Origin of the sequence: Microbacterium sp. Leaf161 (assembly GCF_001423645.1) — a bacterium.
GTDB classification, from domain to species: Bacteria; Actinomycetota; Actinomycetes; order Actinomycetales; family Microbacteriaceae; genus Microbacterium; species Microbacterium forte.
The window spans coordinates 64,805-82,346 of the sequence record NZ_LMOW01000001.1 but is presented as its reverse complement, the minus strand read 5'-3'; the positions used below and the strand labels follow the sequence as shown (position 1 = coordinate 82,346).

Annotated in this window: 17 protein-coding genes; 12 read left to right on the top strand and 5 right to left on the bottom strand. The window is 67.8% G+C overall.

Translation table 11 applies throughout. The annotated features are described in order from the left end of the window. Positions 1–5: 5 nt before the first annotated feature. From ASF87_RS00415 to ASF87_RS00400, 4 genes are all read left to right on the top strand, one after another. Positions 6–668, top strand: a complete 663-nt coding sequence (locus tag ASF87_RS00415) for a response regulator transcription factor (RefSeq protein ID WP_056373366.1) — start codon at positions 6–8, stop codon at positions 666–668. After that, complete coding sequence (locus tag ASF87_RS00410; RefSeq protein WP_235558831.1) at positions 658–1,890, top strand: ATP-binding protein; 1,233 nt, start codon at positions 658–660, stop codon at positions 1,888–1,890. The genes ASF87_RS00415 and ASF87_RS00410 overlap by 11 nt, the downstream gene beginning before the upstream one ends. Beyond that, positions 1,887–2,897 carry a hypothetical protein gene (locus tag ASF87_RS00405; RefSeq protein ID WP_042536494.1) on the top strand — a complete coding sequence of 337 codons (1,011 nt, stop codon included), beginning with the start codon at positions 1,887–1,889 and terminating at the stop codon, positions 2,895–2,897. The genes ASF87_RS00410 and ASF87_RS00405 overlap by 4 nt, the downstream gene beginning before the upstream one ends. Positions 2,898–3,200: 303 nt before the next feature. Next, complete coding sequence (locus ASF87_RS00400) at positions 3,201–4,400, top strand: ROK family transcriptional regulator (protein ID WP_056373363.1); 1,200 nt, start codon at positions 3,201–3,203, stop codon at positions 4,398–4,400. Positions 4,401–4,600: 200 nt separating this feature from the next. Here the strand turns inward: ASF87_RS00400 and ASF87_RS00395 are convergent, their stop codons facing one another. The 4 genes from ASF87_RS00395 to ASF87_RS00380 all read right to left on the bottom strand — a co-directional run bounded on the left by ASF87_RS00395 (position 4,601) and on the right by ASF87_RS00380 (position 8,309). Beyond that, complete coding sequence (locus tag ASF87_RS00395; RefSeq protein ID WP_327037332.1) at positions 4,601–4,846, bottom strand: acyl-CoA carboxylase subunit epsilon; 246 nt, start codon at positions 4,844–4,846, stop codon at positions 4,601–4,603. Next, the gene (locus ASF87_RS00390) at positions 4,843–6,432 is read right to left on the bottom strand and encodes an acyl-CoA carboxylase subunit beta (protein ID WP_375137374.1); all 1,590 of its coding nucleotides are present in this window, start codon (positions 6,430–6,432) and stop codon (positions 4,843–4,845) included. Before ASF87_RS00390 ends, ASF87_RS00395 begins: the two co-directional genes overlap by 4 nt. A gap of 117 nt (positions 6,433–6,549) precedes the next feature. Further along, complete coding sequence (locus ASF87_RS00385; protein WP_235558830.1) at positions 6,550–7,536, bottom strand: hypothetical protein; 987 nt, start codon at positions 7,534–7,536, stop codon at positions 6,550–6,552. Between the two features lie 80 nt (positions 7,537–7,616). Next, positions 7,617–8,309 (bottom strand): phosphocholine cytidylyltransferase family protein, encoded by a 693-nt coding sequence (locus ASF87_RS00380; protein ID WP_042536498.1) that lies wholly within the window; start codon positions 8,307–8,309, stop codon positions 7,617–7,619. Positions 8,310–8,561: 252 nt separating this feature from the next. Between ASF87_RS00380 and ASF87_RS17935 the strand changes: the two genes are divergently transcribed. The 3 genes from ASF87_RS17935 to ASF87_RS00360 are packed head-to-tail and all read left to right on the top strand — an operon-like array spanning position 8,562 to position 12,275. After that, the gene (locus ASF87_RS17935) at positions 8,562–10,427 is read left to right on the top strand and encodes an ABC transporter ATP-binding protein (protein WP_235558829.1); all 1,866 of its coding nucleotides are present in this window, start codon (positions 8,562–8,564) and stop codon (positions 10,425–10,427) included. Next, positions 10,403–11,968, top strand: a complete 1,566-nt coding sequence (locus ASF87_RS00365; protein ID WP_056373359.1) for a hypothetical protein — start codon at positions 10,403–10,405, stop codon at positions 11,966–11,968. Before ASF87_RS17935 ends, ASF87_RS00365 begins: the two co-directional genes overlap by 25 nt. Positions 11,969–12,008: 40 nt before the next feature. Then, positions 12,009–12,275 (top strand): DUF3039 domain-containing protein, encoded by a 267-nt coding sequence (locus ASF87_RS00360; protein ID WP_042536500.1) that lies wholly within the window; start codon positions 12,009–12,011, stop codon positions 12,273–12,275. A gap of 22 nt (positions 12,276–12,297) precedes the next feature. Here the strand turns inward: ASF87_RS00360 and ASF87_RS00355 are convergent, their stop codons facing one another. Then, complete coding sequence (locus ASF87_RS00355) at positions 12,298–13,623, bottom strand: nicotinate phosphoribosyltransferase (RefSeq protein WP_042536501.1); 1,326 nt, start codon at positions 13,621–13,623, stop codon at positions 12,298–12,300. Positions 13,624–13,697: 74 nt separating this feature from the next. Here ASF87_RS00355 and murI point away from each other — a divergent pair, with 74 nt between their 5' ends. From murI to ASF87_RS00330, 5 genes are all read left to right on the top strand, one after another. Continuing rightward, on the top strand, positions 13,698–14,531 hold the full coding sequence (gene murI / locus ASF87_RS00350; protein ID WP_042536502.1) for a glutamate racemase: 834 nt from the start codon (positions 13,698–13,700) through the stop codon (positions 14,529–14,531). A 46-nt stretch (positions 14,532–14,577) separates the two neighbouring features. After that, positions 14,578–15,312, top strand: a complete 735-nt coding sequence (gene rph, locus ASF87_RS00345) for a ribonuclease PH (protein ID WP_042536503.1) — start codon at positions 14,578–14,580, stop codon at positions 15,310–15,312. Next, entirely contained in the window at positions 15,312–15,905 is a 594-nt protein-coding gene (gene rdgB / locus ASF87_RS00340) for an RdgB/HAM1 family non-canonical purine NTP pyrophosphatase (RefSeq protein WP_042536504.1), read from the top strand. Before rph ends, rdgB begins: the two co-directional genes overlap by 1 nt. A 57-nt stretch (positions 15,906–15,962) precedes the next feature. Continuing rightward, the gene (locus tag ASF87_RS00335) at positions 15,963–16,538 is read left to right on the top strand and encodes a dihydrofolate reductase family protein (protein WP_056376261.1); all 576 of its coding nucleotides are present in this window, start codon (positions 15,963–15,965) and stop codon (positions 16,536–16,538) included. A gap of 83 nt (positions 16,539–16,621) precedes the next feature. Continuing rightward, positions 16,622–17,542, top strand: coding sequence for a cation diffusion facilitator family transporter (locus ASF87_RS00330; RefSeq protein ID WP_042536505.1), 921 nt, complete (start codon positions 16,622–16,624; stop codon positions 17,540–17,542).

Genomic DNA, 17,542 nt, shown 5'->3' with positions numbered 1-17,542 from the left:
GGCGGATGAGCAGGGTCGCACTCATCGACGATCACGAATCCGTCCGTCTCGGTCTCGAGGCGGCGTGCGCTCGTGACGGAGCGCAGACCGTCGTCTTCTCCGGCAGCACGGTCGTGTCGTATCTCGAGTGGAGGACGGCGACGTCGTCGCAGCCGGCCGACGTGGTGGTGCTCGACCTGACGCTCGGCGACGGCACCACGGTGACGGAAAACGTCCGCTCACTCGTCGCAGACGGCGCGAGCGTCGTGATCCACAGCGTCGCCGATCGACCGGCGGCCGTGCGCGAGGCGCTCGCCGCCGGTGCGGCGGGCGTCGTGAGCAAGTCCTCGGCGCTCGACGACGTGCTGGACGCCATCCGCACCGTCGCCCAGGGTGAGGCGCTCAACAACGTCGAGTGGGCGAGCGCCGTCGACGGGGATCGCGACTTCGCGGATGCCCAGCTGTCGACCCGAGAACGAGAGGTCTTGCGGCTCTATGCGGCCGGCCTGCCGCTGAAGGCTGTGGCCGAGCGACTCGGCGTGGCCTACTCGACCGCGAAGGAGAACATCACTCGCATCCGGGTCAAGTACGTGGAGGTCGGCCGACCGGCACCGACGAAGGTCGACCTTCTGCGCCGCGCGATGGAGGATGGGATCGTCGCCGCAGACGGGGCGCCGAGTGGCCGCTGATCCGCTCAGCATCCGCGAGGCCTGGAGCAAGATTCCTTCTCCCGGCAGCGTGGAGACCGAGTTCGAGCGCTTCACCGGCAAGCGCATGGAGCGCATCCTCGCCACTGTCGTCGCGATCGGATCGGGCGTTCTCGGAGCGCAGGCGCTGATCGCGGGCATCACCACCACATCGGGGGCGGATGCTGCGCGCATCACGATCCTGCTCGTCGTCTTCATTCCGCTGATCGTGATGCTCATCGCGTGCGTCATCGGCCGTGGTGTCAGGACGGCGTCGGGGGCGTTCGCGATCGTCTACACGGTCGCGCTCGGTGCGTGGCCGAGTTTCGTCGAGCCGGTGGGAGAGGCGGCCGACCAGCCATGGATCTTCTTCCTCGTCAACGTGGGCGTCGTGGCCGCCATGCTCGCATTCCCGCTCTGGCTCCAGTTCGCCTGGGCATTGTGTCTGCCGTTCGTCTACGGCTACGTCCGTCTCGTCGAGGGCGACTTCTCTCGTGACTTCTGGGTGACGACCGCCTTCGACGTGTCGTTCACGCTGATTCTCGGTTTCGTCATCATCGCGCTCGGGTGGATGTTCCGTTCGGTCGCCGCCGGCGTCGACGAGGCTCGCGCGCGGGCGGTCGCGTCGTATGCGGGGGCAGCGGCCGCGGCCGCGGCAGAAGAGGAGCGCGCGGCCATGTCGGCACTCATGCATGACAGCGTTCTCGCGGCACTGATCGCCGCCGAGCGAGCGGAGGGAGAGCGCGCGCAGGACCTCGCCGTGGGTATGGCGCGCGAGGCTCTCACCCGGCTGGCGAACACGGAGGCCGCAGTCGCTCAGGAGGGGAGCGATGAACCTGTGGGTGCGGCACAGGTCGTGGTCGAGCTCCGCAGAGCGCTCTCGGAGCTCGGGGCGGATGCGATCGTCGAGGAACGAGGCGGGATCGGCCTGATCCCCGGACGCGCCGCGAGAGCGCTCGTGCTCGCTGCCAGGCAGGCGCTCGGCAACGCCGTCACCCATGCGGGCGGGCGCGGCCTGCACATCCTCGTGGAGGGCCGAGGTGATGAGGGCATCACCGTGACGATCTCGGACACGGGGCCGGGGTTCGATCTTCGGGCGATCGGTGCCGACCGCCTCGGAATCAGAGCATCGATCTTCGCGCGCATGGCCGGAGTGGCCGGCACCGCAGAGATCGACTCGAGCGAGTGCGGCACCACTGTCACTCTGGGCTGGGAGCGTCCATGAACCGCACGGTGCGCAGCGTCGCGACCTCACTCGCTGTCGGCTTCGCGATGTACTTCGCCGCCAGAGGCGTCTGGTGGATCGAGCAGCCGTCCGCACCGCTGCTGATGGTCGCGGCGATCGCCCTCTATCTCGTCGTCGTCAACGTCGCGATCCTCTGGGACTCGGCGGTCTCGGTGCGGATGCCTCTCTGGGCGGCGCTGGCGACCCTGGTCTCGAGCATCCTGATTCCGGTGCTCGTGACGCTGTCTCTCGATCCGCTGACGCGCACGGCGCCGTTCGCGACCTGGTACATCGGTGCCCTCGGTCTGATGGGCGTCGTGTGCATCGTGCGGCGTCGCTTCGTCATCGGCTGGCTGGTGGTGGCCGTCCTCGTCGCCACCTCCTCGGCGTATCTGGGCTTCTTCGTCGCACTGTCGCTCGGTCTCGTCGGCTCGCTCATGTGGGTCGTGATCGCTCACCTGCTCGTGATCTTCTGGGACAGAGCCGTCCGCGACACCGAGCGTCTCGCGGGAATCCAGCAGGCGGTGTCTGCGTGGCACGCGACCCAGCAGGTGCGCCAGAAGGAACGTCGCCTGCGCACGCAGTTCGCGCTCGCGGTCGCCGGGCCCGTGCTCAGCCGCACGGTCGCCTCTCGCGGCGCGCTGAACGACGAGGAACGTCTGCAGGCGCGCCTGGCCGAGGGACGGCTCCGCGACGAGCTGCGCGGCGCGGATCTGCTCAACGACGCGGTACGTGATGCGATCGAGGACGCGCGTCGCCGGGGTGCCGTGGTCACGGTCTTCGATGAGGGCGGCCTGGCAGACGTCGACGAGGAGAGGCGCGCGACGATCCGCGACGAGCTCGCGCGAGTGCTGCGCGATGCCGATGCGGAGCGGTGGATCATCCGGGCGGCTCAGGATCCTCTCACCGCCGTGACGATCGTCGGTCGGGCAGGTGCAGGCGGACAGAGCGACGACGATGCCGTCGACGTGTGGCACGAGATCCCCCGAGACGCGCCGGAGGGCTGACGCCTGGCCCTGCCCTCGGCTCTGGCCGGGGGAGGGAGGTCAGAGTCGAGGTCAGACAGAGTGGGCGAGGGGCGGCGAATCCGCCTGCCCCTCGCCAAGCGGACAAGTTACCCGAAAACCGTCCGCTGGTGGCCGGTCTGCGTCTATCTACCCTGGGACAGAGAGACCAGCCGAACGCTGAGCGTCTTACTCAGTTTCGCGGTTAGTCAAGTCGTTGTCTGTAGGTATTTTGGGGGACACGGATGCGGCCCCGGTGCGAGAAGATGGGGCATGGGAATGCGTCGAGGAACAAACCTCCCCCGTATGGGCGACTTCAATCAGTCGGTCATCCTCGAGGCCATCCGCCGGTCGGGTGAAGGACTCAGCCGGATCGAACTCGTCGAGGCGACCGGTCTCTCCGCGCAGACGATCACGAACATCACCCGGCGTCTTCTCGACGAGGGGCTCATCGCCGAAGCCGGACGGACCATCAACGGGCCGGGCAAACCGCGCGTCACGCTGCGCCTGGTGGCGGAGAGTCGCTTCTCGGTCGGCGTGCATCTCGATCCGGCCGTGATCACGTTCGTGCTGCTGAACATGACCGGCGAGGCGGTCGGTCGGAGGGTCGTGCGCACTCAGGACCGAGATCCGAGCCGTATCGTCGAGACGATGGCGAAGACGATCGAGATCCTGATCGACGAAGCGGGCATCGATCGGGATCTGGTCGCGGGAGTCGGAGTCGCTGCTCCCGGCCCGCTCGACGCCGCGAAGGGCACCGTGATCGACCCTCCGAAGCTCGACGGGTGGCACCGTGTTCCGCTGCGCTCGGTGCTCGCGGAGGCGACGGGTTTCGAGGTCACGCTCGAAAAGGACACCACCGCTGCCGCGGTGGGGGAGCTGTGGACGGGAGATGCGACGTCCGAGGGGTCTTTTCTCTTCGTGTACCTCGGCACGGGGCTGGGAGCAGCCGCCGCGCGCGACGGCGGCGTGGTTGCCGGCAGCACCCACAACTTCGGTGAGATCGGCCACATCATGGTCGACCCGGAGGGGCCGCCGTGCGCGTGCGGCTCGCGCGGCTGCGTAGAGGTGGTGTGCACTCCGCAGGCGATCGTCGAGCAGGCCGAGGCGGCGGGGGTGTTCGACGATGAGCCTCAGGGCGGAGGCGCGAACGAGGTCGACGAGCGGTTCCTGCGCCTGTGCGAGCGGGCCTCGGCAGGGGAGCTGCCGGCGCTCGGCGTGCTGCGTCGTTCTGCCGGCCATCTCGCGGTGCTGATCTCGGTGCTCACGAACGTGCTCGACGTCGATCGCGTCGTCCTCGGGGGCCCGTTCTGGGGGCCGCTCTCCGATGTCTACCTTCGTGAGATCCCCGAGCCGTTGCACCGGAGGAGCGCGACTCGCGCAGTGCGCACACTGACCGTCGACGGTGCCGTCGTCGGAGACGACGTCGGTGCGGTGGGCGCGGCCTGTGTCGTGCTCGACGCCGTTCTCACACCCCGGGCCTCGGACCTGTACCTGGAGGACTGAACGCCGTCCCGCGATTCACATACCGGTATATCGGTTACGCCCCCAGGGCTATAACTCCATTCGATGTACTATCGAAGAGATGCGCCATCTGGGGTTACAAGGTGCCAGGGGCGACGGCCCCGCATCATCGGAGGGTCGTCTGCGTGGCCCGGTAGCTGGGGGGGGCTCCGGGCCTCGCAGGCACTCCGTGCCCGTTGCGGTCAGCCGGTGAAGCGGCCCCACGGGATGTCGCGTCGCAGCGGACGTCGCAGCGGTCGCTGTGTGCGGGCCCATGCCGACACGCGAGGCTCGTCTGCCACGGCCTCGGAAGCCTCCTGCGCGTAGGCGTCGCTCACCACCGCGATGAGAGCGGCGAGCTCCTCCTCGGTGGCGGCACCCCGAGTGATCTGCATCGTCGGCGGCTGGTGTTCCTCCGACGTCGCGTCCCGCGTTGCCCCGATGGTCACAGCGGAATGTTCCCATGCTTCTTGGGCGGCAGCTCGGCGCGCTTCCCACGGAGGGCGCGCAGCGCCTTGGCGATCGAGACCCGGGTGTTCGCGGGCTCGATGATGCCGTCGATCTCGCCGCGCTCCGCGGCGAGGAAAGGCGAGGTCACACTGTAGGTGTACTCGTTGGCGAGGCGCGTGCGCACGGCGGCGACGTCCTCGCCGGCTTCCTCGGCACGCTTGATCTCGCCGCGGTAGAGGATGTTGACCGCACCCTGACCGCCCATCACGGCGATCTCCGCCGTGGGCCAGGCGAGGTTGACATCCGCACCGAGCTGCTTCGAGCCCATCACGATGTAGGCCCCGCCGTAGGCCTTGCGGAGGATGACCGTGACCAGAGGAACCGTCGCCTCGGCGTACGCGTAGATGAGCTTCGCACCGCGGCGGATGACGCCGGTCCACTCCTGGTCGGTGCCCGGCAGGTACCCGGGCACGTCGACGAGCGTGACGATCGGGATCGAGAACGCGTCGCAGAATCGCACGAACCGGCTGGCCTTCTCGCCCGCCTCGATGTTCAGGGTTCCGGCCATCTGCGACGGCTGGTTGGCGATGATGCCGACGGAGCGGCCCTCGACACGTCCGAAGCCGATCACGATGTTCGGTGCGAAGAGCGGCTGGACCTCGATGAAGTCGCCCGCGTCGACGACGTGCTCGATCACGGTGTGGATGTCGTACGGCTGGTTGGCGGAGTCGGGGATGATCGTGTTCAGGGAGCGATCGGCATCCGTCGTCTCCCACTCGAAGCCGCTCTCGTAGGCCGGGATCTCCGCCATGTTGTTGTCGGGGAGGAACCCGAGCAGCGTGCGAGCGTAGTCGATCGCGTCGTCCTCGTCTTCGGCGAGGTAGTGCGCGACACCCGAGCGGGTGTTGTGCGTGAGGGCTCCTCCGAGCTCTTCCATGCCGACGTCCTCGCCGGTCACCGTCTTGATGACGTCGGGGCCGGTGACGAACATCTGGCTGGTCTTGTCGACCATGATCACGAAGTCGGTCAGCGCCGGGCCGTACACGGCGCCGCCGGCTGCGGGGCCCATGATGAGTGAGATCTGCGGGATGACGCCCGACGAACGGGTGTTCAGACGGAAGATCTCACCGTACTTGCTGAGCGCGAGCACGCCCTCCTGGATGCGGGCTCCGCCCGAATCGAGGATGCCGATGATCGGCATGCCGCCGGACAGCGCGAACTCCATGATCTTGATGATCTTGTCGCCCGAGACCTCGCCCAGAGAGCCGCCGAACGTGGTGAAGTCCTGCGAGTACACGGCCACGGTGCGTCCGTGGATCGTGCCGACGCCCGTGACGACCGAGTCGCCGTACGGGCGATTGCGATCCATGCCGAACGAGGTCGTGCGGTGTCGGACGTACTCGTCGAACTCGACGAAGCTCCCTGGATCGACGAGCAGTTCGATGCGCTCGCGGGCGGTCATCTTGCCCTTGGCGTGCTGCTTCTCCTGCGCGACCTTCTCAGCGTCGACAACGGCTTCGTTGTAGCGAGCGCGGAGGTCTGCGATCCTGCCGGCGGTGGTCGAGAGTTCGGGCTTGTCCGTCACGGATTCCACCCTATCGTCGGGTCGGCCTCGTCCGTTGGATGCTCGCCACAACGGGTCGCCGGATCCTTTGGCTGCTGTCGTGCAGTCGGCGCAGGTTGCGGCGGATGCCGAATCGCGTCAGTCCTGGACGACGTCCGACCTGCCGGATCCGAGCTCGCCCGGAAGATCGTGAGTTCCCGTCGGGCCGATCTCGTCGGCGCCGCTCTTGCGGCCACGACCGACGGATGCGATCTTCCGTCCTGCCCAGCCCACACCGCGTGCCGCCGATCCGGCCGCACCCGCGACGGCGCCCCCGACGAACTGCGCGCCGTGCAGCATCCGCAGTTCGAGCTTCTCCGCCCCGTCGACCGGCTCGAGCTCGAGGGGCATGTCCATCGGGGCGGCGCCGAAGGCATGATGCGATGTAGTGAGGACGCGGCGTCCGAGGATGTGGTTGCCCGCGCCACCCACGGCGGCACCGACTCCGAACGGCAGCGCCTTGCCGATGAAGGATGCTCCGCCCTTCGCGGCGAACTGCTTCACGAACCGGGTCTTGAGCTGGTCGACCAGCGGTCCGACAGCGGCCCGAGGAAGCGACTTGGTCACCGTCTCACCCCAGTACGACGATCGCGTGCCGCCGCGACCCGTCGCCTGTCCTGCCAGCTGTCCGACCAGCGCCACGCCCTCTTTGCCGAGCATCAGGGTCATGACCAGGGCCCTGGCCCTGTCGGGGTTGGCGACCGCGATCCCATGGACCTCGGCGACCGACTGCGCGAACAGTGCGGTCGATTCGACGAACCCCACGGTCTCGACCCCTGAGAGGGCGAGAGTGATGCCTGTGCCGATGCCGGGAACGACGGCGGTCGCGCCGACGGCGGCACCGCCGGTCGTGACAGCCGCGAGGTAGCGACGCTCGAGGATGCGGATGATCTGCTCGGGCGACGCGTGCGGGTTCCTCAGGCGGATGCTGCGGATATGCGCGAGCACGAGAGGGCGCTGGATGGCGAGAACGCGATCGAGTCCTCGGACCATCAGCGGGTGCTCCGCGGAGCCCACCGGCGGCACCCCCTTGTCCCACGCGGCGTCGTCGGGGAGGGAGTGGATCTTGTGCACCTTGGGGGCCATGGAACGATCCTAGGAACCCAGACCGCGAAAACGCCGAAAGCCCGGCTCCCCTTGACGGAGCCGGGCTTTCGTGGAAGCGATCAGACGAACAGGTTCGCCCGCTCGAGGTCTTCGGCGAAGTCGACCTCGACCGCGTACAGGTCGGAGACGTCCATCGGCTCGAGAAGGAGTCCGTCCTCCGCGATCGAGAGCTCGAGGCCGCGTTCGAAGTAGTCCTGGTCCTCGACCCGCTGCAGCTGACGCATGAACGCCTTCTTGTTCGCGGACGAGATGTAGTTGATGCCCACGGCCTCGCCGAGGCCGCCCTTGACGGTCTTGGAGAGCTCGTTGATGAAGCCCTCGGCGGTGACCGTGTACTTCACCTCTTCGTCGCTGACCTTGGAGGTGTTGACGGTGACGAACGACTGGTCGCGCTCGATGTAGGCGGCGGCCCGACCCAGGATCATCGGGTCGAAGACCACGTCGCCGTTCATCCAGAGCACGCCCGACTTGCCCGTGGCGCTGAGGGCGCGCAGCAGGCTCTTCGAGGTGTTGGTCTCGTCGTAGCGCTCGTTGTGCACGTAGTTGACGTTCGGGAATGCTTCGATGATGGTCTCGGCGCGGTATCCGACGACGGCGGTGATGCGGGCGTCCGATCCGAAGGCGGCGCGGATGTTGTCGTGCTGCTGGCCCATGATCGTGCGGCCGTCGCTCAGCTCCGTGAGCGGCTTCGGCAGCGCACGGCCCAGGCGCGAGCCCATGCCTGCTGCGAGGATGACGGTCTGAAGAGTCACGAGTGCTCCTAAAGGAAGTATGTGTTCACGGTCGGTTCACCGACCAGACACTTCGTCGTGCCGAGAGTCATGCTAGCGATCAAGCCTGGGAAGCCCCGGGGGTTGAGGTCGCTGTTGCCATTTCGTGATCCAGTACACACCCAACACTCAGATTCGTCCAGATCGGGGCGACGAGAGGTCGGTCTGACGATCCGAAGGGCGATTTGTTGCGGTGACCCGAAGAAAGTCGGCACCCGTTGATACCGTAGGACGGTGACTGCTTCTTCCTCCGACGACCGCACCGATCAGGTGGCTGACGCCGCGCCCGCCGCCCCGAAGAAGACTCCCGCCCGCAAGGCCCCCGCGAAGAAGACGACCGGCACACGTGCTCCGTCGAAGGCCGCAGCCGACAAGGCCGCGGCGACCGTCGAGGTGGTCGCCGAGCCGGCGCTGAAGATCGACCGGAGCTCCGCAAGCTCCGGTCCGCGATCCGCAGGATCGAAGAAGACGACGACCGCTGCGGCGCGCGCGGCCGCAGTCAAGAACTCGACGCGCGACACGACGGCTCGTGCGGCTGCGGCGAAGTCCGCTTCGGCACGTTCCGCAGCGACCACGGCGACGACAGCCAAGACCGCCGCTGCCAAGGCCGCCGCTGCGAAGACCCCCGCTGCGAAGACGGCTGCCTCGAAGACCGCTGCCTCAGGCACGTCGAACACGTCGGCCGCGAAGACCGCCGCCGCGAAGACCGCCGCTGCCAAGGCGGCCTCAGAGAAGAGCGCTGCGGCGAAGTCGGCGGCGCGCACCTCTGCCGCGAGAACAGCAGCGGCGAAGACCGCGGCAGCGAAGGCAGCGGCAGCGAAGGCGGCCGCTGCCAAGGCGGCTGCGGCGAAGGAGTCGGCAGTCGAGGCTGAGAACACTGTGGCGATCGAGGCCGTCGCTGTGGACACAACGGGAGCTGATGTGACCACGGCCGACGCGGATCCACGCGAGCTCGGCGTCACTGAGTCAGACACGACGGGCGAGGTTCTCGAAGAGAATGCCGCTGTCGAGACGCGCATCGAGACCCCCATCGAGACCCCGTCGCTGCCGCTGACGACCGAGGCGGCGGCATCCTCCGACGCGGTCGCCGTCGAGAGCGAAGACGATGCGACGTCCGCGCCCGTCGAGTCGACTCCGAGCACGCGATCCGCAGACGAAGCGTCGGCCGATCCTGCCCTCGACACGTCACCGGTCGAAGGCGCCACGGCGGAAGCCGAGCCGGTCATCGAGTCCGCTGAGGAGCCGACCGTCGACGAGGACGCGACATCCGAGTTCGTCGACGCCGTGTCCGATACGGATGAGACGGATGAGGCCGTCGGCGGAATCGAGGAGGCATCCGGCTCCGAAGCCATCCGCATCCGCGGCCTCGTGAAGAGCTTCGGCGACCACACCGCGGTCAACGGCATAGATCTCACTGTGCCCGCAGGGTCGTTCTACGGCATCGTCGGTCCCAACGGTGCGGGCAAGACGACGACGCTCTCGATCGTGGCGGGCCTTCTGCGTGCCGACGCGGGCGACATCGCGATCTGCGGCATCGATCAGTCGGCGAAGCCGCTCGCTGCGAAGCGCATGATGGGCGTGCTGCCCGATCGCCTCCGCACGTTCGACCGGCTCACCGGGCGGCAGCTCCTCTATTACTACGGGCTGCTGCGGGGGCTCGCATCGGCGGTGATCGAGAAGCGCGTCGCCGACCTCGCACGAGCCTTCGACCTCGGAGAGGCGCTGAACCGCGTCGTCTCCGACTACTCGGCCGGCATGACGAAGAAGATCATGCTCGCGGGCGCGATGATCCACTCGCCGCGCGTCCTGGTGCTCGACGAGCCCTTCGAGGCCGTCGACCCGGTGTCCTCCGCGGTGATCCTGGACATCCTGCGGGCCTATGTCTCGCACGGTGGAACGGTGGTCCTCTCGAGCCACGGCATGGACCTCGTCGAGCGCGTCTGCTCGCGCGTGGCGATCATCGTCGGGGGAGAAGTGCTCGCCGAAGGCACGATCGATGAGGTCCGCGCAGGGCAGACGCTCGAAGCGCGGTTCGTCGAACTCTCCGGTGGCATCGGAGAGGTGGAGGGGCTCGAGTGGCTGCACACGTTCTCCGACTGAGGGCGGCGCTCCTGATCGGATCGCTTCGCGGCGAACGTCGGGTGCGCACCCTGGTCATGCTCGCTGTCGTGGTGGTTCTGACGGCTGTGGTCTGCGCTGCGGTCCTCAGCCTCGACGACGCCCCTGTCGCTGTCGCGCGCACGGTCATCGTGCTCGGCAGCGCCGCTCTGCTCCTCGGATTCCTGGTCGGGCCGATCCTCGTGGGTGCCGTCGACCAGCTCGATCCCCGGCGTTTCGCGGTGTTCGGGGTCGACGAGCGGCAGATGCCCTGGATCCTCACCCTCGCCTCGTTCGTCAGCGTCCCGAGCCTTGCCCTGATCGCAGTGAACATCAGCGTGTGCATCGTGGCGATCAGGCTCGGCGCACCCTGGTTCGTCGCGGTGCTGATGAGCGTCGTCAGCCTGTTGTCGACGATCCTCTCGGCGCGCATCGGCATGGCGGTGAACGCGCTGCTGCTGCCGGAGCGTCGGTCGCGCGAGCTCACCGCGCTCTTCGCACTGGCCGTGATCGTGATCGCGTTCCCCGTCGCCGTGTTCCTCGCCTCGCTCAAGTGGGACGGGCAGGTTCCTGCGGCGGTCGCGTCGCTGACGGCGACGATCGGGTTCACCCCGTTGGCGGCGTCGTCGCGGTTCCTCTTCTCCTTCGCGACAAACGATGTCGCCGGAAACTGGATCAGCGGCATCGTGGCCCTCGTCACCATCCTGGTGCTCTGCGTGGCGTGGTCGTGGCTGGTGCGCAGACTGCTCACCACCACAGAGCGGCCCGTGACCCTGCGGGAGCGCTCGGGCCTCGGCTGGTTCGGCCTGCTCCCGTCGAACGCCTTCGGTGCGATCGCCTCGCGCAGCCTGGTCTACTGGCTGCGCGACCGCAGGTACATCATGAACCTCATCGTCGTCCCCGTCGCGGGCGTGCTCACCGTGCTGCCTCTCCTCGTCGCCGGAGTGCCGCTCGAAATCGCTGCGCTCGTTCCGGTCCCGGTGATGGCCCTGTTCTTCGGGTGGCTCCCGCACAACGACGTCGCCTACGATTCCACGGCGTTGTGGACGCACGTGGCCAGCGGCGTCCGCGGCATCCCCGATCGTCTCGGACGACTCGTCCCGGTCATACTCGTGGCTGTTCCGGTGCTCGCCATCGCCGTTCCCCTCACGCTGCTGTGGATCGACGACTGGCGTCTGCTCCTTCCGCTCACCGGCCTCGGGGCCAGCCTCCTGCTGTCGGCACTCGGATTCTCGAGCATCGTCTCGGTGATCGCTCCCTACGCCGTGTCGCGTCCGGGGGACAGCCCGTTCCAGCAGCCGCAGCGGCCGACGTCGCGCGGTGCATATGGCCCCGCCGCGGCGTTCCTCGGCGCGATCGTCGTGAGTGTGCCGACCATCTGGCTGCTCGTGCTCACGATGCTCGAGGGGTCGCAGTTCGCTCCCGCGACGTTCTGGGCGGGACTCGCGACCGGCATCGCGGTCTTCGCGATCGGCGTCGGTGTGGGCGGGCGCATCTTCGAGCATGAGGGCGAGCGGCTGATGGAGTTCGTCGAGACCGCGTGACAGCCGCCCCACGGGGCGCGTGCGCGGCTAGACTCTCGGCATGAGTACTCCGCTGGACAGCCCCGATCAGGGCGGCGTGGCAACGCTTGATCGCGAACTGGAAGAACTCCTCCGCGAGGAGAACCTCGAGCCGGGCGATCACGAGCGCTTCTCGCACTACGTCAAGAAGGACAAGATCCTCGAATCGGCGATCACCGGCAAGCCGGTGCGCGCACTGTGCGGCAAGAAGTGGACGCCGGGTCGCGACCCCGAGAAGTTCCCGATCTGCCCCACGTGCAAGGAGATCTACGAGACGATGGTCGGCTGAGTCTGCGCCGACTCGCCGGCAGTCAGCTCGCGTCGACGAAGACGGTGGGGATCGCCGGGTCGGACTTGCTGAGCGCGAGCGCCCGCACAGGAAGCTCCTCCCGCACCCGAAGGTGATGTGCCCGAGCGGAAGCGGTGCCTTCGGCACCTTCGAACGCCGTGTCGATCTCTCCGCCCTCGACGAAGGTCGTCTGCAGCGCCCGCCCGTCCGCATGCTCCGCCGGGGTGTCGAGCTCTTCGAAGCCGTCTGAGACGACGACCGTCTCAGCCTCGGCGACGCCGTCGACGAGAGTGCGGAATGCGGCCTTGCGCCCGCCGTGGGATGCCTTGTCGGTCGAGGCCTTGGCCACTCCGATCCACGCTCCGCTCGGATCCTGGCGAGCCACGAGCTTGTAGACCATGCTCGCCGTGGGGTATCCGGAGCCCGTGACCACTGAGGTGCCCACACCGTACGCGTCGACCGGTGACGCCGCCAGCGCGGCGATCGCATACTCGTCGAGATCGCTCGTGACCGTGATGCGCGTGCCCGTCGCACCGAGCTCGTCGAGCTGTGCCCGCACCTCTGCGGCGACGATCGGCAGGTCGCCCGAGTCGATCCGCACACCGCCGAGGCCGGTGCCGGCCACGCGGATGGCCGTCTCGACGCCCGTGCGGATGTCGTAGGTGTCGACGAGCAGGGTCGTATCGGTGCCGAGGCTGTCGATCTGCGAGCGGAAGGCCTCTTCCTCGGTCTCGTGCAGCAGGGTCCACGAGTGCGCGGCGGTGCCCATCGTCGGGATTCCCCAGCGACGTCCGGCCTCGAGGTTGCTCGTCGCGCGGAAGCCGGCGATGTATGCGGCGCGGGCCGCCGCGACCGCCGACTGCTCTGCCGCGCGGCGTGATCCCATCTCGGCGAGCGGTCGCTCGCCGGCGGCGATGCTCATGCGTGATGCTGCAGTGGCGACGGCCGAATCGTGGTTGAGGACGCTGAGAGCCAGCGTCTCGAGCACGACGGCGTCGGCGAAGCTGCCCTCGACCGTCAGGATCGGAGACCCGGGGAAGTACAGCTCGCCCTCGCGGTAGCCCCGGATCGAGCCGGTGAAGCGGTAGTTCTCGAGATAGGTGAGCGACTCGGCATCCACGACGTCGTTGTCGCGCAGGAAGCGCAGCTCGTCGTCTCCGAAGCGGAACTCGCGCAGCAGCGTGAGCAGGCGGCCGGTGCCGGCCACGACGCCGAAGCGGCGGCCTCCGGACAATCGCCGGGAGAACAGTTCGAACACACTGGGTCGTGATGCCGTGCCGTCGCGAAGCGCGGCGGCGAGCATGGTGAGTTCGTAACGATCGGTCAGAAGCGCCGTGGACGTCGTCATCCGCTCAGCTTAGTGACGACACCCGCACGGGTTGCTGAGCATGACGCGCTCGCGCGCAGGTAGGCTGGGTAGTCATGAACGACGCCCCGATCGGAATCTTCGACTCCGGTGTCGGCGGACTCACGGTGGCACGTGCCATCCGAGCCCAGCTGCCCCGGGAATCGTTCGTCTACATCGGCGACACGGCACACTCCCCGTACGGTCCGAAGCCCATCGCGGACGTGCGGCGGTACGGCCTCGAAGTCCTCGACACACTGGTCGAGCAGGGCGTCAAGATGCTCGTGATCGCGTGCAACACCGCGTCCTCAGCCATGCTCCGCGATGCCAGGGAGCGGTATGACATCCCTGTCGTCGAGGTGATCGGTCCGGCGGTGCGCCGAGCCGTCTCGACGACGCGCAACGGCCGCGTCGGTGTCATCGGCACTGTCGGCACGATCGGGTCGCGTGCCTACCAGGACATGCTCGAGGTGAACGAGCGCCTCGAGGTATTCACCGCCGCGTGCCCTCGTTTCGTGGAGTTCGTCGAAGGGGGCATCACCGGAACCCCGGAGGTGCTCGCGACCGCCGAGGAGTACCTCGCACCGCTTCGGGATGCCGACGTCGACACGCTGGTGCTCGGGTGCACGCACTACCCGTTCCTCCGCGGTGCGATCAGCTACGTGATGGGGGAGGGCGTCACGCTCGTGTCCAGTGACGACGAGACCGCCGGTGATGTGTACCGTCAGCTCGTGCGAGGCGACCTTCTCGCCTCTCCCGACGCCACGGCGTCGTACGTCTACGAGGCGACCGGCGACTCGACGACCGAGTTCACCGCCCTCGCCAACCGTCTGATGGGCCGGGAGGTGCGCGACGTCCAGCTCGTGCAGACCGGCGTCATCACCCTCCCTGCGACGGCCTCCGGGTCGTAGCTCTCCCGCAGCACCCGCTTCATCCACCTCCACCCGAAGGAAACCCATGACCAGCATCGTCCGCGCCGACGGCCGTTCCACCGACCAGCTCCGCGAGATCACGATCGAGCGCGGATGGAGCAGCCACGCCGAGGGATCGGCCCTGATCAGCTTCGGCGGAACCAAGGTGCTGTGCACGGCGTCGTTCACGAACGGCGTCCCTCGCTGGCTCACCGGCAAGGGCAAGGGGTGGGTCACGGCCGAGTACTCGATGCTTCCTCGCGCGACGAACAGCCGCAACGACCGGGAGAGCGTCAAGGGTCGCATCGGCGGACGCACGCACGAGATCTCCCGACTGATCGGTCGCGCGCTTCGCGCCGTTGTCGACACCAAGGCTCTCGGCGAGAACACGATCGTCATCGACTGCGACGTGCTGCAGGCTGACGGAGGGACGCGCACGGCCGCGATCACCGGAGCATACGTCGCGCTGGCAGACGCGATCGAGTGGGGCCGGGAGAAGAAGTTCATCGGCAAGAACGCGACGCCGCTGCTCGATTCGGTGGCGGCGATCTCGGTCGGCATCATCGACGGCGAGCCCATGCTCGATCTCGCATACGTCGAGGACGTCCGCGCCGAGACCGACATGAACATCGTCGTCACCGGTCGTGGGCTCTTCGTCGAGGTGCAGGGCACGGCAGAGGGGGCGCCGTTCGACAAGCGCGAGCTCGACGCCCTGCTCGATCTGGGCGTCGCGGGCTGCGCCGACCTGAAGGACCACCAGCTGAAGGCTCTCGCGGGCTGATGAGGGTCGTCCTGGCCACTCACAATCCGCACAAGGTCGCGGAGTTCCAGCAGATCGTGGCGTCTGCGCGCCCTGATCTCGAGATCATCGCGTATGACGGCCCGGAGCCGGTCGAGGACGGCGTCACGTTCGCCGAGAACGCGCTCATCAAGGCACGCGCCGCTGCGCGACACACGGGTCTCGCGGCCCTCGCGGACGACTCGGGCATCTGCGTCGATGTGCTCGGTGGGTCGCCCGGGGTGTTCTCGGCCTATTGGGCGGGGCAGAAGAAGGACGCCGCGGCCAACCTCGAACTGCTGCTCGACCAGCTGCACGACATCGCCGACCCGCATCGCGTCGCTCACTTCAACTCGACGATCGCACTCGTCACGCCGGATGGGCGCGAGCACGTGGTCGTGGGCAACTGGCCTGGTCGTCTCGCGACCGAGGCATCGGGCGGGGGTGGCTTCGGATACGATCCGATCTTCATCCCCGACGGCCAGGCCGCGGGGGCCGAGCGCACGGTCGGGGATCTCAGCGCGGAGGAGAAGCAGGCGCAGTCGCACCGCGCCCGCGCTTTCGTCGAGCTGCTGCCTCTGCTCGCTGATCTCTGAGCCGAACGTAACCACTACGCTTGACGTACTTCACGCGTAGTGGTTATGGTGGTCGGCATGAGAGACCTGACCTACTACATCGGAGTGACCCTCGACGGGTTCATCGCAGGCCCCGACGATGAGGTCGATTTCTACCCGGTGACCCCTGCCTTCGCCGAAGTCCTGGGCACGGAGTTCGCCGACATCCAGCCGGCTCACGTCCGCGCGGCCGGCGGAGGCGAAGACGAACCGCTGACCCGGTTCGACACGGTCGTCATGGGACGACGCACCTACGAGCCCGCGCAGGAGGTCGGCATCACCGATCCGTATGCGCACCTGCGCACGGTCGTGTTCAGCCGCTCGCTCGACGATCCGGGCGAAGCCAATGTCGAGGTCGTGAGCACCGATCCCGTCGCGCGGGTTCGGCAGCTCAAGGCGGAGGACGGGCTCGGCATCTATCTCGCGGGCGGTGCGTCGCTCGCGGGGGTCCTCCTCGATGAGATCGACCGGCTGATCGTCAAGAAGTACCCGGTGATCGCCGGCACCGGCATCCCGATGGCGCGCCACCCGTTCTCCCCGACGCGGTTCGCACTCGATCAGGTGCGCTCGTTCGACAACGGCTGCGTCGTGCTCGAGTACTCCCGGTCCCGCTGACGAATCGACTACTGAGAATCATCACCATTCCCGACTGGGCGGATCCCCGCCGACGCGCGTGAGAGCCGGTCTAGCCTGGAGACATGCACGATCATGCGCCCGCCGCCGGCGGCATCCGCTCGGCCAGCCATCGCCGCCTGCTGGCGATCTCGCTGACCCTGACCGCGACCATCATGGTCGTGCAGGTCGTGGGTGCGATCTTCACCGGTTCGCTCGCGCTGCTGGCCGACGCCGCCCACATGTTCACGGATGCGTCGGCTCTCGTGATCGCGCTCATCGCCGCCGCCGTCGCCGCGCGTCCGGCGGATGACCGACGTACTTTCGGATATCAGCGAGCCGAGGTGTTCGGAGCGCTGATCAACGCGATCATCCTGATCCTGCTTGCAGGCTGGGTCGCATTCGAAGCGGTGGGACGGCTGCTGAACCCGGGCGAGACCGAGGTCGTGGGCGGGCTGATGCTGGTCGTCGCGGTCGTGGGCCTCGTCGCGAACGCGATCTCGATGTGGCTGCTCAGCCGAGCACAGCGCACCAGCATGAACGTCCGCGGAGCCTACCTCGAGGTGATGGGCGACCTGATCGGGTCGGCGATGGTGATCATCGCGGCGATCGTGATCGTGACCACCGGATGGATGCCCGCGGATGCGATCGCCTCACTGATGATCGCGGTGCTGATCATCCCCCGGGCGATCTCGCTTCTTCGCGAGGTGTTCTCGGTGCTCTCCGAATCGGCGCCGAAGGGCACCGCGGTCAGCGAGATCCGCCAGCATCTGCTCGACTACGACGGCGTGATCGGAGTGCACGACGTGCATGTCTGGCAGCTCACGCGCGGGGCGCCCGTGTTCAGCGCACATGTCAGCGTGGACCCCGCTCTGCTGGCCGACGGACGCTCGACGAAGCTGCTCAATGATCTGCAGTCGTGCCTGGCGCACCACTTCGATGTCGCACATTCGACGTTCCAGATCGAGCCGGCCGAGCAGTCGGACTGCGAGCCGCATCACGCCTGA